Annotated in this window: 9 protein-coding genes; 2 read left to right on the forward strand and 7 right to left on the reverse strand. The window is 51.2% G+C overall.

Annotation, left to right across the window (positions count from 1 at the left end; translation table 11 throughout):
- Positions 1–86: 86 nt before the first annotated feature.
- On the forward strand, positions 87–2,417 hold the full coding sequence (locus tag WH37_RS25100; RefSeq protein ID WP_082110996.1) for a helix-turn-helix domain-containing protein: 2,331 nt from the start codon (positions 87–89) through the stop codon (positions 2,415–2,417).
- Positions 2,418–2,480: 63 nt separating this feature from the next.
- Here WH37_RS25100 and WH37_RS25105 read toward each other — a convergent pair whose 3' ends face one another.
- From WH37_RS25105 to WH37_RS25130, 6 genes are all read right to left on the reverse strand, one after another.
- Entirely contained in the window at positions 2,481–3,500 is a 1,020-nt protein-coding gene (locus WH37_RS25105) for a glycoside hydrolase family 130 protein (RefSeq protein ID WP_046233365.1), read from the reverse strand.
- Positions 3,501–3,579: 79 nt separating this feature from the next.
- The gene (locus WH37_RS25110) at positions 3,580–6,813 is read right to left on the reverse strand and encodes an alpha-mannosidase (protein WP_046233366.1); all 3,234 of its coding nucleotides are present in this window, start codon (positions 6,811–6,813) and stop codon (positions 3,580–3,582) included.
- Positions 6,810–9,062 (reverse strand): glycoside hydrolase family 3 N-terminal domain-containing protein, encoded by a 2,253-nt coding sequence (locus WH37_RS25115; protein WP_063838042.1) that lies wholly within the window; start codon positions 9,060–9,062, stop codon positions 6,810–6,812. Before WH37_RS25115 ends, WH37_RS25110 begins: the two co-directional genes overlap by 4 nt.
- Before the next feature lie 204 nt (positions 9,063–9,266).
- Entirely contained in the window at positions 9,267–10,856 is a 1,590-nt protein-coding gene (locus WH37_RS25120) for an extracellular solute-binding protein (protein WP_046233368.1), read from the reverse strand.
- A gap of 116 nt (positions 10,857–10,972) precedes the next feature.
- On the reverse strand, positions 10,973–11,884 hold the full coding sequence (locus WH37_RS25125; RefSeq protein ID WP_046233369.1) for a carbohydrate ABC transporter permease: 912 nt from the start codon (positions 11,882–11,884) through the stop codon (positions 10,973–10,975).
- Between the two features lie 19 nt (positions 11,885–11,903).
- A complete protein-coding gene (locus tag WH37_RS25130; protein ID WP_046233370.1) occupies positions 11,904–12,857 on the reverse strand; it encodes an ABC transporter permease in 954 nt (317 codons plus the stop codon).
- A 308-nt stretch (positions 12,858–13,165) separates the two neighbouring features.
- Here WH37_RS25130 and WH37_RS25135 point away from each other — a divergent pair, with 308 nt between their 5' ends.
- Positions 13,166–14,446: a glycoside hydrolase family 125 protein gene (locus WH37_RS25135; protein WP_082110997.1), complete on the forward strand. Its 1,281-nt coding sequence runs from the start codon at positions 13,166–13,168 to the stop codon at positions 14,444–14,446.
- 158 nt (positions 14,447–14,604) lie between these two features.
- Here the strand turns inward: WH37_RS25135 and WH37_RS25140 are convergent, their stop codons facing one another.
- Complete coding sequence (locus tag WH37_RS25140; RefSeq protein WP_046233372.1) at positions 14,605–15,090, reverse strand: NUDIX domain-containing protein; 486 nt, start codon at positions 15,088–15,090, stop codon at positions 14,605–14,607.
- Positions 15,091–15,153: the final 63 nt, after the last annotated feature.

Raw genomic sequence — 15,153 nt, forward strand, 5'->3', positions numbered from 1 at the left:
TTTCAAAAACAGCTTAACACAATCTAGCATCAAAATAAATATAACGTTATAATGTTTACAAAGGATGAAGAAAAAGGGGCGTTCTTGTGCGTTATTTCAAAATAAAAGCAAATACACTGACTCAGTACATTAGCAAATATTGGAGCCAATACAAGTCGCGCCTTTTGTTCAAATATGCGGCTTCATACATTGTCATGTTTCTGGTTCCGCTTACAGTCGTAACGATCTTTATTTATGAAAATGCAGCCTACAATTTGCGCTCTGAAATTGAACGGGCCAATCTCAATCAATTGACGCAGGTCAAACTGACGATCGATGGGCATATGTCCGATCTCTACGAAATCGCCAGCCGCATATCCTATGACGAGCATTTAACTCCCTACATGATGAGCGATCCCTATCATAGTCGGGAAGGCATTAACACGCTCGCCAGCTACACAGCCAACAGCAGCATTGTTGAGCAACTCTTTCTCTATTACCATGACAGGAATGAAATCTATTCCTACGAAGGCATGACCAGTCCATCAACCCTCTTCAACCGAGTTTACAAATATCATAATTGGAGCAGCGCGAGCTTAATGAAAGCGCTTAACGAATCCGATGCTCCACTCATTCGTCCCGCCGAGCCTGTCTCTATTTATTCAAGGGAGGAAGCTCTGCTTACCTTGCTCATCCCGATCAAGCCCAATGACCCTTACCCATATGGCGCGGTCATGTTCTTGCTCAAGGAAGCCAAGCTTACCGGTCTGATGGACACCATACTCAATCAGTACAAGGGCAACAGCTACATTCTGTCCCCCACCGGCGAGGTGCTGACCTCCAATACGAACGGCACCTCGCTCTCAAGCGAAGCGCTGGCCGACATTGCACAGTTGGAGACAGGCATACACAGCATCCGTCTGGACGGGGAAGCGCAATCCGTCGTTGCGGTCAAATCCACCGAAAACGGCTGGAGCTACGCTACCACTATGCCGACCTACCAGTTTTTTGAGAGTGTGGTTCACATCAAGACGTTGATTATGCTTGTATTTGCTATCGCGGCTCTAACCGGTATTGTGGCGGCCATTATTTTAGCGAGACGCCAGTATCATCCGATCAAAAATCTGATTGACTTTGCCCGGCTGCAAACGGGCGGCCGCGATGAAACGCTCAAAGTACGCAACGAATGGGAATGGATCACCCAGACCTTCCGCGATTATAAGGCGCGTATTCACTGGCAGACGCCGTTCGTCCGCAATCAGTGCCTGATGCTGCTGCTGAAGCACGGCAAACCGAACGATCCCGAGATCGAACGAATGATCAAGGAAACGGGTCTTGAGCCGCCGGATGCCGGAGGAGCTTACTTCTCGGCTGTGCTCTCATGGGACTCTCCGCCTGAAGACGAGTCGGGGCAGCCGGATCATATGCTGCATTTGGAGCTGCTCAGCCAACTATCATTTCCGGAGCTGGGCGTTCAAGTGTACGGCGTCGAGTTTTCCGTCCGCGACCGCTTTGCACTTATGGTGCTGCTCCCGGACCAAAGCCCCGAGCAGCAGGAGGTTACGATTAACCGCCTTTTTGGAGACATTCGGGCGATGCTGCAGGAGCAGACAGATACGCTGCCGCATATAGGAGTGGGCACGATTTATCCCAGCTTGTCAAAGATCAACCAATCCTTTATCGAGGCCTCCACCGCTCTTGATTATCGAAAGCCGGGAGAGCCGGCCATTACCTTCTTTGACCAGCTCCAGAATGAGCAGGCCGTGTCGCAGGAAACATTCTGGCTGTCCAAAAAAACGATTCTTAAACTGGAGCAGAGCCTGAAGCAGGGCAACGAGCCGCTAGCGCAGTCCATGCTGGCCGGCATGGTACAGGAAATTAAGCAGGAGTCGCTTTCCGTCCCCATCTTGCGTCTTATATGCTTCGACATACTCAACACTATTTTACGGGTCGCAGCTGATTTGGGCATGCAGGGCGTGTTTGGCCGTGTGCCTGCGCTTACTTCCTTCGACACGCTGGAGGAATTCGAGAGCAAGCTGGCCATGCTAGCCGGCGAGGTTTGCAGGCAGGTCAACCATCAGACGGAAACCAGCCAGCCCTCATTAATTAATGATCTAGTTGCCTACGTCGATCAGAACTATGCTGATTATACGCTGAGCCTGGAGCATATTGCCCTGCGTTTTTCTGTATCGACCTCTTATCTTAGCCGCAGCTTCAAAGAAAAAACGGGCATGAATTTTACGCATTATATTTGGCTGCTGCGCATGAACGAAGTGAAAAGGCTGCTTGTTTCTACCAACGATCCGCTTCAAATTATTATCGAGCGGGTAGGCTATCTGGATGCCCCCAACTTTATCCGCAAGTTCAAGAAGGACAGTGGGCTAACCCCGGGGCAGTTCCGCAAGCAGCATTGTCAGAGCAACACCCCTTCCTATTAGACGCCCAAACAGACCAGGGGCAAGTGAATGGCAACTGCCGGATCACTTGCCCCTACTATCCTGTTATTGCGCCGGCTCGTTCAGAATATACTCTACCAAATCATCCAGCGGCACTGTGGCCAGCGCAATCGCCGTGTCGGTCACGCCATAATAAATGTATAACAGTCCATCCTTGACGACATTGCCCGTCGGGAAAATTACGTTAGGAATTTGAAAGCCGAACTTTTCATAATAAGCTTCCGGCTCCATAATAAAATGACGGGTACGCGCGATCACCTTTTCCGGGTTTTCCAGATCGAGCAGAACTGCACCAACGCGGTACACAATCTCCTCGTCCACGCCATGATACAGCACTAGCCAACCCTTGTCAGTCTTGATCGGAGGTGTGGAGCCGCCGATTTTGCGGGACTCCCATTCCGGATTTTCCCCCTTGATAAGCAGCTTCGGCTCCTCCCAATGGATCAGATCCTCGGAATAAGTAATCCACATGGCCGCTTTTTCTGTCCCGTACTGCTCGCCGACATATTCCTCTGGGCGGCGAAGCAGGACGAACTTGCCATTGATTTTCTCGGGGAACAAAATATTGTCGCGATCGTTAATATCCAGCGGCGTGGTGTCGGCGACAAACTCCCAATCCAGCAAATTTTGCGATTTGAGAATGGATGAGCGAGTCAGCCAGTGGCCTTCCTGCTCCCCCCATCCATCAGGGTACTCGGGAATGGATCTGGCAGGCACGCCAGCGCCGGTCGGATAATAGCTCATCGCGCACGGGCGAAGCGCATAGTTCAGATAGAAGGTGCCATCAATCTTGACCAGACGCGGGTCCTGTACGCTGCCATAAGGAAAGCCGAGCATATCCGGCGTTACAATCGGCTCGTCCTTCACATGGGTGAAATTCACGCCATCTTCGCTTTCCAGCAAGCCCAAAAAGTTTTTGCACGGTGTAAGCGACTCCGCCGTTCTTTCGATCATATAAAATTTATCGTTATCCATAATCACAGCCGGATTAAAAACCGTTACCTTCCGCCAGTCATATCCTCCCGGCACAACGATCGGGTTGTTCGGATGCCTCGTAATTTGCATGTTCGTTCTCCTCCTGCCACGGCTTTCCCTCTCCACTGGGCGGCATGTGTGCAGCACAGCTTTCCGGGAGGACGCCGAGTCATAATGATGTCGTTATTTTAATCGTTTTGATTTCAAAGGGATTGAAGCTGAGCCGCAGCCTGCCCCCGCTCATGGTCAAATCCGCCAGTCGATCCTCTAGAATATTGACTTCTGCGGCGGCAAAGCGCTCACCGGCGGCGAGCAGCTTCCCGGATAACCCAATGACAGCTTCCGAGCGGCCGCCTGCCGCTTCATACAGCCGCAGCACAATGCCTGATCCGTCCTCCGCAGGCTTGACCGTATCCAGAATGACCTGATCGCTTGCCAAATCAATCCAGGAATGCTCGAAACCCAGGCTTTCCTTGACCGTATCGGAAGCGGTATCGGTGTTGGAAGCCGAATTCGCCTTAATCGCCCGCAACGGCTCATTGAGCCCTGCTGCCACACGAACCGTTTGGGCCTGCTGCCAGCTGCCTTCATGAGGATATAGCGCATAAGTGAACACATGCTCGCCCCGATCGGCTGCCGCGTCCGGCCAGCTCGGCGCACGCAGCAGCGACAGCCGCAGTACGGCGTCCTTGATGTCATAGCCGTACTTGCAATCATTCAACAGGCTTACGCCATATCCATGCTCGGACAAATCTGCCCAGCGGTGGCCGCATACCTCATATTGCGCCTGCTCCCAGCTTGTGTTGCGATGGGTTGTACGCTCCAATGCCCCAAACGGAATTTCATAGGTCGCTTTGCCGCTTACCATCCCGAGTGGGAAGGCAACCTTAAGCAGCTTATGATTCTCCTGCCAATCGACATAAGTACGGAACTCGATGCAGCGGTCATGAATCGGGATAATCATCTGCTGCCTGATCCACGACTGGCTCAGCTGCCAATTCAGCTCGATTACGATACGGTCCATGTTATGCTCCAGCATGCGCCAGCCCATCAACTGCTGCGCGTCTGCGCGCTTGCTCTCATAATCAGGCGCAATATCCCACGCATCCCAAAGCAGCGGCGTATCATGGAATAGCTGTAATTCGTTGCCGAGCCTCCCTGCCTGCAGCAGCTCGCGATCGCAATTCTTGTCGTACAAGCGGCTGATAAGCCCTTGCGCATCCAGTTCAATCGTATAATAATCGGTTTCAAATACGCCGATGCCTTTGCTGCCTGTTGGAGGCTTGTCGGCTTGCCCGGACCGCTCAGCGATGTGTTGAACGATGTATGGTTCCACATCAGACCGCACAGCCTGAGGAACACCCTTCACCGGACGCAGCCAGAACGTTTTACAGCCGAATGCAGGAATCGTTCCCGTCTGCACAGCAAGCTGCCCGGCTTCTCCCGGCTGCAGCGGGGCTTCTAAGCGACATGGCAGCTCGCCATTCGCATCATAAGCCGCCAGCTGTTCCATTCCCGGCTGGAGCGGAATATATACCATTCCATCCCTGGCCCAGCCAAGGCTATTGAAAGCAACGTAGGCCGCTTCCTCGCTTTCCGTTTGCATTCGGCCGGCCAGCATCCCCATTGCTTCCTCTAGGGCGGCATTGCCCAGCCTCATAATCTCCTCATACTGCTTGGCCGAGGTTTCGTACACCTCCGGAATGGAGGTGCCTGGAATAATATCATGAAATTGATTAAGCAGCAGCAGCTTCCAGCCTTCCTCCAGCCGCTTCCCGGCTTGACTTTGGTGCTGCGGGTCCTGCATGCCGGAGAGGCTTAGCCACACTTCGGCAGCGCGATAAAGCTGCTCGGCCTGTCGGTTGCTTCGCTTGTTCTTCGCATGTGTTGTGTAGGTACCCCGGTGCAGCTCCAAATATAAGTCGCCATGCCAATTGGGCAGCTTGATACCGCTACTGCGTATACCGTCAAAAAACTGTCGCGCGGTCGAATATTTCGCCTGCGGCTGGCCGGGGATACAGGCGGAGCGCTCGATGTACTCCAGCATTTCATGCGTGACTCCGCCGCCCCCGTCACCGTGGCCATACAGCAGCATCAGCTCGTCGTGCCGGTCCTTCTCTTTATAGTCCTGCCAATGCTCCTGCACATCCTGCGGACGAGTATGCTCGTTCAAACCGTGATTCTGATAGGCTACAATGCTGGTTCCGTCAATGCCAACCCAGTTGAACAGCGTATGCGGGAATTCATTCGTATCGTTCCAACCCAGCTTGGTCGTCATGAAATAATCGATGCCGGCCTGCTTAAGCAGCTGCGGAAGCGACGCGCAGTAGCCGAAGGTATCGGGAAGCCACTCAATAGTAGAGCGCCGACCGAACTCCTCCTCATAGAACCTTTGCCCGATCAAAATTTGGCGAACAAGCGACTCGCCGCTTGGAATATTCAAATCCGGCTCAACCCACATGCCGCCTACAAGCTCCCAGCGTCCTTCGGCAATTCGCATCTTAATGTTTTCATACAGCTCCGGGTAGTTCTGCTTAACGAATGCATACAGTATGGGCTGGCTTTGCGCATAATAAAAGTCCGGATAACGATCCATCAGCGCGCAGATGGTGGAGAAGGTGCGGCTGGCCTTGCGGACGGTTTCCTTAATCGGCCATAACCAGGCAATATCGATATGCGATTGGCCAACCATATGCATCGTGCCGTTATTGCCGTACGCTTGCTGCGCATCCTCCGCTGCCTTTCTCAGCTCTGCCTCCGCATGCCGGCAAGCGGAAGGATTAATGGAGGAGTCACCGCCCGGCTCATACAAACTGGCAATAGCTGCCTCCAATGCTTCGACAAGCCGTGAACGCTGCAAACTCCCTTCCGAGAGCAGTGCAGCAGCTTCCTGTACCGCGCGAACGGTATGCAGCAGCTCGTATACCGGCCAATTGACCTGTACCAGCGAAACCGAAACGCCGCTGATCGGCGGCTTTTGTCTGGATTGCCGGTTAAGTGGATCTACCGGCTCGGGGATTGGATCATACAGCTCAATCTCCATATCCAGTTCGTCGCCTGGTTGATAAGACTTCGGCAGCGGCACAAACCAATGATTGTTGTCCAGACCGTGATAGGGCGATCCCCCCAGTCGCAGCAAGCCTTCGCCGCCGCCATAATACAGAAGGGCGGCTTCTCCAGCTTGCCACCCTTCAGGCAGGGCAGCCTGTTGGCGCAGCATGTAGGTTGTGCCGTGCCCTTCATTAAGCTGGGCAAGATCAGTCAAAGCCCAGCCTTCCGAAATAGGCTCATAGACACCAGGCTCAATGTAGCGCAGCTTCTTCAGCTGCCAATGAGTCAGCTGTATTTGCTCCAGCCATTGCCGCTGCTCCAGCCAGCGTACAAAACGATGGAATGATTTCAAGATAATCTCCCCTCCGGGCTGATGCGCAGCGGCACCTCCAGATTATGCAGGCTGCTGGAGCCGATCATAATTGTAAAATCTCCGTCCTCGACTACTCGCTGCAGTTGCTGGCCGACAAACTCCAGCTGTTCTCTTCCAATGACGAAGCGCACCTGCTTGCTTTCTCCCGGTTCCAGCCAAATTTTGCGGAAGCCCTTGAGCAGTCTTTGAGGGCGCGTAACCGAGGCGGCATGATCCGTAATATATAGCTGCACAACCTCTTGCCCCGCCATTTGGCCGCTGTTGCGCACGTCCACCACCGCTGCGGCATAGCCTTCTTCGTCTGCGCCTGCATCCTCGATCCGCAGCTGTGAATATTCAAAGCTTGTATAGCTGAGGCCGTAGCCGAATGGATATTGCGCTTCAAAGTCCATTTCCAAATAACGTTTGCCTCGTGTACGGCGCTTGTAATAGTAGACTGGCAATTGTCCCACATGCCTAGGAATGCTCACTGTCAGTTTGCCGGACGGATTAACGACCCCAAACAAAATATCAGCGAGAGCATGCCCACCCTCTTGTCCCGGATACCAGGCCTCAACAATCGCATCGGCATGGTCGACTATCCACGGCTCCACAATCGGACGGCCGTTTATATAAACGACGATAAGCGGCTTGTCCAGCTTGCGCAATTCCTTCACCAGCTCCAGCTGTGAGCCGAGCAGGTTTAGCGTCATTCTGTCAATGCCTTCCCCGCACTCCATTTCGCTCTGAGCATTGTCGGTCACAACAGCCGCTCCCGTCACCAGATCGATGGTTCCCTCGCCAAAGTCCCGGGCGCTTGAGCCTCCGATCGCCACAATGACGGCATCAGCCTGCCGCGCACAGTCGATAGCCGTTGCGAAGCCTTCCCGCGCCTCTTCCTTGATGCGGCAGCCGGGAGCATACAGAACGCGTTCCCGCTCTCCGCCCAAAGCAGCCCGTACACCGTCCAGAAGAGTAGCTATTTTGCCATCCTCCTGAGGCGAGGTATAGTCTCCCAATTGATTATATGGAGCATTGGCATTGGGACCAATCACAGCAACCTTGCCGATATTCTTGTTCAGCGGCAACGTTTGCCGCTCATTTTTCAGCAGCACAATACCTTCAGCCGCCATTTTTCGAGCCAGCTGCTTGTGCTCCAGACTGCCGATGACCTGCGCCGCCCTTACTGGATCGACCGTGGGGCGATCAAACAATCCCAGCTCAAACTTCAAGCGCAGCACTCTCAGAACCGCTTTGTTCAGCGTCTCTTCGCTCAATAGCCCCTGTTCGATAGCGCTCAGCAGATGTTTACTGAACATTTCACCCGACATCTCCATGTCCGTTCCAGACTCCAACGCCAGCTTGACCGCTTCCTCGCCGCTGGCTGCGACATTATGTCCATACACAAGCATCCCCAGCGCACCGCAATCGGTAATGACAAAACCGTCAAATCCCCACTCCTGCCGCAGCACCTCGTTAAGCAGATAAGGACTGCTCGTGCATGGTATGCCGTCAATTTCATTGTAAGCCGTCATAACGGAGCGCGCTCCGGCCTCAACCGCCTTGCGGAAAGGCAGCAAATCGACCTCATGCAGCTCGCGCAGCCCCATATGCGCCGGCTGCGCATTGCGCCCGCCCTCTGTGCTGCCATAACCTGCAAAATGCTTGAGCGTTGCAAGCAGGCTGTTCTCGTCGGCGAGATTGTCGCCTTGCAGACCTTCAACTGCCGCAACTGCAAACTCGGCTATCAGATAGGGGTCCTCGCCAAAGCATTCCTCTGTTCGGCCCCAACGAGGGTCGCGTACAACATCAAGCACCGGGGAGTAGGTCACGGCTCCTCCCTGACTGCGGGTTTCCATGGCTACTGCACGGCACATCTCCTTGTACAGCTCTACATTCCATGAGCTTCCAAGCAGGATCGGTACAGGAAATACCGTCGCTCCGATTGCCATATGTCCATGCGAGCATTCCTCGCCGAACAGCACCGGAATCCCGAGGCGGGAATGCTGCATCGCATATTCCTGAATTTCATTGATCGCCCTGGCCCCTTGCTCGGGAGACAGTCCTGTGGCAAGCGTAACTTCTGTCCAAGGATCCGCGCGCAGCACGCCATACAGCGAACCAACGGCTCCTTGCCGCAGCTGCTCCTTGAACTCGTCTGTCAGGCGAATGCTTCCATCTTCCTGCTTCTCATAGCATTTCCAGCCGAAGGGCTGTATCAATTGGCCGATTTTTTCGGGGATCGTCATGCGAGCTAGCAGGTTCTGTGCTTTCCTCCCCGCTTCAGCCTGCCTGTTGTCTTTCTCCACCTGAAAGCACACCTCTCCTAACCATCGGATTTCATGCTATCCGCCGGCTGCGGATAAAGCCGCAGCCGGCGGGAGCAATTCCTCTTGAATGGCTTTTTATCTAATAACCTTGTTCCCCATGGAATGGCATTTAAATGCTAGCCTTTAGCTTTGCTTCCATCTGTCATAAGCGCCCTGATAGATTTGACTCATGCGATCACCGCCCATCTTAGTTACGGTGGCGATATATTTGTCCCAATTGTCGAACGAATCGGCGCCCGTAATGAACTTGGCCTCCATTTGACGTACGTACGTCGTCAAATCCGAGGTCAGCGTCGTTACCTCCGCCTGCTCCTCTGCTGTGAGGAACAGCGTCGGGTATGGAATTCGCGAGCCGTTATCCAATAGCTTGGTTTTGGATTCGTTCGCTACCCACTCATCAAATTCGGTGGTCAGCCCCAGCTGAATTTCTGGAATCGAAATGGTCGGCGCCGGAATGCCGTAGTTTGGCGTCAGCGTTGCCCGGTAATCTTCGCGATCTCCGCCGCCCGGAACCGGCAAATATTGCTTAATCAGGTTGTCGCGATCGGTGTATTCCCACAGAACGCCCTCAGGCCCTTTATTGAACATCAATGCTCCATCATAACTATAAATGTAGTCCACCCAGCGCATGGAAGCTTCAGGGTGAGGGTTCGTTTTGGAGATGGCAAAAGCTCCTGTCGTTACGCCTTTGCTCTTGGCAATGACTGCCTTGTCCACCATCTCGCTCTTGACTGGCAGGAACATCGGGTCTTCCGTGCTCGGTTCGCCGCCCAAGGTCATATAGGCATGCCAATCAGAGAACAGCGCGACCTGATTATTTTGGGCTTTTGCTTTTTTCTGCTCCGCTGTCTGCGAGAACGTCTCATGATCCAGCAAATCCTCTGCCCATAGACGGTTCAGGAAGATCAGATACTCCTTATACCCTTCTTCAATAGGCGTGTAATGAACGACATCGGTGTCGTCTACATAAATTTCTTCCTCATAAATGCCATAGGCGCCAAGCAGCCAGGTGCGAATATCGCGCAGATTGACAGATGACAACGGCACCTCGTCGGCTTTCCCGTTTTTGTTCGGGTCCTCTTCCTTTACGCGCTTGAGGAACGTGTACAGCTCCTCAGTCGTTTCCGGCAATTTATCATAGCCGAGCGCTTTCAGAAAATCGCCGTTGTACCACAGCGGATTTCGGTACCATGGCTGATTGAACTCGATAACCGGCATGGAGTAAATATGACCGTCTGGAGCTGTAATGGACTTGCGCACCTCCGGATAATCTTCCAGCACCTTTTTGAAGTTAGGAGCATAGTTTTCAATCAAGTCCTCAAGCGGAACCAGAATCTCCTGCTCGCCGTAATTCATCTGCTCCGCAGGGGTAAGCCCCGCAGCATAAAACACATCCGGATATTCACCACTTGAGAAAATAAGGTTTTTCTTCGTATCAAAGCTTTCCTTCGGCGCATTGTTAAATTCCATCTTGATGTTCGTAAGCTTCTCCATCTCCTGCAGCACGGCCATATCCTTCCAATTTTGAATACCGACATCAGGCGCTGTCAGCGTTAACGAAATCTGCTCGTTTACAATTGGAAATCCTTCCTTGGCTACCTCTGTTTCAACCTCTGTCTGCTGCTTGTCATCCGACGTTCCGCAGCCAGCCAGCAAGCCTGCCATTAGAGCGGCAGACAGCAGCGCCGCCGCGCCTCTCTTCATGTTCTGCATCGTAAATCCTCCCTTTTTTATAATCATAACGCTATAACAAATGATTGCGAAATAGCTGGCTCATACAGGCCAAGCCGCTACCCGCATGCATCTATTACCATCCTGTGACGGAAAGCTTAACCTTTGACGGAGCCGATCATGACCCCTTGAACGAAATAGCGCTGCAAAAACGGATACAAAACGACAACCGGCAGAGTCGAAACGATAATAACGGAATATTTGACCAAGGAAGCAATTTCAGCTTTGTTGTTCATTGCCTGGGCAATATCGCCGCTGATGGCCGCTCCGGTCGTTTCTGCCGACATTTCCTGCAGCACCAGTATTTGGCGCAGCACCATTTGCAGAGGATATTTCATTTCGTCATTCAGATAAATAAGCGCCGGAAAATAGCTGTTCCAGTGGCCGACGCCATAGAACAAGGCCATAACGGCAATTATCGGAGCAGACAGCGGCAGCACGATTTGGAAGAACAGCCGCAGATTGGTACAGCCATCCATATGCGCAGCCTCCTGCAGCTCCTTGGGAATAGTGGAGTGGAAGAAGGTTCTGGCCACAATGATATTCCATACGGATGCTGCAACAGGCAAAATCAACGCTCCCATCGAATTGATCAGCCCTAGGTTTTTGACCGTCAGATAGAGGGGGATCAAGCCGCCATTAAAAAACATCGTGATGAGAAACATCGCCATAAAAAAGTTGCGTCCCACAAAGTCGGAGCGGCTCAAGGCATAGGCAGCGGGCAAGGTGATTGCCAGATTCAGCATCGTTCCGACTACGGTATAGAGAATGGTGTTGCCATAGCCGTTCCATATTTTTGGATTCGAAAAAACAAGCTTATAGCCGTCCAGCGTCAGACCTTTGGGCAGCAGCCACATTTCCCCCGAATTAACGAACTTTGGCGTACTGATGGAAGCGCTGACGATATAGATAAGCGGATACAGCACAACAAGGAGCGCAAGGGCCAAATAAATATAGTTTGCTGCCAGAAACAGCCTGTCCGAGGTGGATTCCCTCATCGACTTTACCATTTTAAACCTCTCCTTTCCTTTACCATAAGCTTGTTGCACTCGTACGTTTGGCAATTTGGTTCACTGTAATCAGCATGAGGGCATTAACAATCGAATTGAACAACCCTACGGCAGTGGAGAAGCTGTATTGTGCACTTACGAGACCTGACCGATAAACGAAGGTCGAAATGACATCCGAGCTTTCCAGATTCAATGAGTTTTGCAGCAGTAAAATTTTCTCGTAGCCGACACCTAGAATATTGCCTGTATTCAAAATAAGCAGGATGGTAATGGTCGGTATAATGGTGGGCAGATTAATGTGCAGCAGCCTTTTGAATCGGCTTGCTCCATCGACAATGGCCGCTTCGTGCAGCTGCGGATCAACCGCTGATAACGCCGCCAAATAAATGATCGTTCCCCAGCCTGTATTTTGCCATACGCCGGAAATGACATAGACCGTCTTAAACCAAGCAGGATCATTAAGAAACTGCGGCGCATCGATGCCAAGTGCCTCAAGCCCGCGGATAAGCATCCCGCTCGTCGGGGATAGAAATGAAATAATCATCCCGGTCATGACTACGATAGAAATAAAATGCGGCGCGTAAGTAATCGTTTGCACACTTTTCTTGAAATAGCCGTTGCGGATTTCATTAAAAGCTAATGCCAGAATGATCGGCAGCGGAAAGCCGATGGCCAGCTCATAGAAACTGATGCTGAGCGTATTCCAGAGCAAATCCCAAAAATAATGCGAATTAAAAAAACGTTCAAAGTGCTGAAAGCCGACCCACTCGCTGCCAAAAATACCCTTGGACGGAATAAAATTTTTGAATGCAATTTGAATTCCGTACATCGGTCCATAGTGGAATACCGCAAAATAAACAAACGCGGGAAGTATAAATAAGTACAATTCCCAGTTTTGCTTCATTCGCTTGGCGATCCCACTTGATGGTCGCAGTGAAGGCGGCCGTATAGCCTGCTGTCCTTTACCGTTCATTTACTGATGCCCCTTTCCTGTTCCTGTACCGCTCTGCTACAAATTATAGGCAGGTACCTCAGCAGGATAAAATATGTCGTATTTGAAGCAAGCGCACAAAAAAGGCCAAACCCGCATTATTACTGGGTTTGACCGATGTACAAAAGCAAATTTAACACGCTTACAACAAAGGGCTGTAAGCGCTTTTGTGTTGTTTTTGAACCGCATTTCTATCCTGCAAATGATACATATTGCTGTCCTGGCGGCCTTGTGCCATCCTGTTGGGTAAGTCGAGTTAGGACATGACCAACTTTCAGGAGGACAATAAAATGACATTGCCAAAATCGATTACAACTTTTCTGGAGGAAGCCGACAAGCGTCTGGCCCATCGTCCCAAGCTGCAGCAATTATTCCGTAATACGTTCCCTAACACACTGGAAACAACAACCAAATTATTGGATGACGGTACGACATTTGTATTCACCGGCGACATACCGGCCATGTGGCTGCGTGATTCTACCGAGCAGGTGCGCCACTATATCCCGTTTGCCAAAAACGACGAGCAACTGCAGCGCATCATTGGCGGTCTGATTGCCAGACAAATCTTCTATATTAATATTGATCCGTACACCAATGCTTTTAATGAAACGGCTAACGATCGCCATTATCGCGACAGCGACGACTGCCATTTGAATCCTTGGATGTGGGAGCGCAAATACGAGCTGGACTCGCTTTGTTTTCCCGTTCAGCTTATGTACTCCTATTGGAAGGAAGCTGGACAAACCGACATTTTCACCAATGAATGCTATCAGGCCCTCACCTCCATCGTTGAAGTAATGAACACCGAGCAGCGCCATCATGAGCGTTCCAACTATCATTTCATCAGGCAGACTAAACAAGAAACAGAAACGCTGCCGAACGAAGGGCGCGGAATGCCTGCTAACTATACGGGAATGACATGGTCGGGCTTTCGCCCAAGCGATGATGCCAATGTGTTTGCCTATAACATACCTTCGAATATGTTCGCTGTCGTTGTACTGGGCCATATTATTGAAATCGCAACCGAGATTTATAAGGATGGGCGTCTGGCCGAGCGGGCGGACAAGCTGCGCAGAGAGATCGATTTTGGCATCCGCCATTACGGTATCGTGAACCACCCCACTCATGGTCCTATCTATGCCTATGAAACGGATGGCTTCGGCAATTATTGCCTGATGGATGATGCGGGGACACCGGGACTTATCTCTATCCCTTATATCGGTTATGTGGGCACGGACGATCCTATCTATCAGAATACGCGCCGCTTTGCCCTCAGCTTCGACAATCCGTTTTATTTTGAGGGCAAGCATGCCAAGGGCATAGGCAGTCCCCATACCCCTGGCGGCTATGTATGGCATATGGCACTCTCCATGCAGGCGCTGACCTCCGATAATGAAGAGGAGATCAAAGAGCTGATTCAAGTGCTGATCGATACAGACGCCGATACGGGCTTTATGCACGAGGGCTTCCACCCGGATAATCCGGCAGACTTCTCCCGCGAATGGTTCGCCTGGTCCAACAGCTTGTTTGCGACTTTGATTGTCAAGGAGATGGACAAAAATATGATTTAATCTAAAAGGACGAACGTAACCTCTTAGGGTAGACGACCTGCTGCATGCTATGACGGATTTAAGGCCTCAGGCTATGCAGCAGGCTAAAAAATAGCTTTTCAAGCACCTGATTCATTAGCCGAACTTGTTTCATAATCTAGTTATGTGAGACTACTGTCTTATTCAAATTGCTTTCCAAACTTATGTTTTAAATAGTATTTCAGTCCTGCTCGATCGACATCTGAAAATTTTCGCGGGTCATTTTTCATTAATAAATAAAGATCTTCAATAGCTTCCCATCGAATATGTAAGGTTTCATCTCCTTCAGATAATAATTGACCCTCTGCTCTACAAATAAAGTACATTCCTATTGAATCCACGGGTCCCTTAATGGTCTGATACACACAATAAGGTTCTAAACATTCCACTTCAAAATTAGAATTAATGCCAACCGTGTCAATACGCTTTTCACTGCCTTCTACTTCTGTAACGGTCAAACCCGTTTCTTCTAGTACCTCTCGTTTTAATCCATTTAATATAGATTCATAGGGTTCCAATCTTCCACCAGGCAGCTCTATGGCTTCTTCATTTTTTTTATTGCGAACTTGGACAATAATTTCTGTACCCTTATTTCGATTCCTCTCAATAAATGCTCTCGTATGGATCGGCTACACTAAGTTGGACAGAAAAAATAAGGGCTTGTAGAATAAACCTATCATGTTAAGGAG

Source organism: Paenibacillus algorifonticola, assembly GCF_000971975.1.
Taxonomy (GTDB): Bacteria; Bacillota; Bacilli; order Paenibacillales; family Paenibacillaceae; genus Pristimantibacillus; species Pristimantibacillus algorifonticola.

Coding starts and splice junctions, on each gene's coding strand:
- WH37_RS25105 (WP_046233365.1), bottom strand. CDS start 3,500: ATGCAAATTACGAGGCATCCGAACAACCCGATCGTTGTGCCGGGAGGA.
- WH37_RS25115 (WP_063838042.1), bottom strand. CDS start 9,062: ATGACGATCCCCGAAAAAATCGGCCAATTGATACAGCCCTTCGGCTGG.
- WH37_RS25120 (WP_046233368.1), bottom strand. CDS start 10,856: ATGCAGAACATGAAGAGAGGCGCGGCGGCGCTGCTGTCTGCCGCTCTA.
- WH37_RS25125 (WP_046233369.1), bottom strand. CDS start 11,884: ATGGTAAAGTCGATGAGGGAATCCACCTCGGACAGGCTGTTTCTGGCA.
- WH37_RS25130 (WP_046233370.1), bottom strand. CDS start 12,857: ATGAACGGTAAAGGACAGCAGGCTATACGGCCGCCTTCACTGCGACCA.
- WH37_RS25135 (WP_082110997.1), top strand. CDS start 13,166: ATGACATTGCCAAAATCGATTACAACTTTTCTGGAGGAAGCCGACAAG.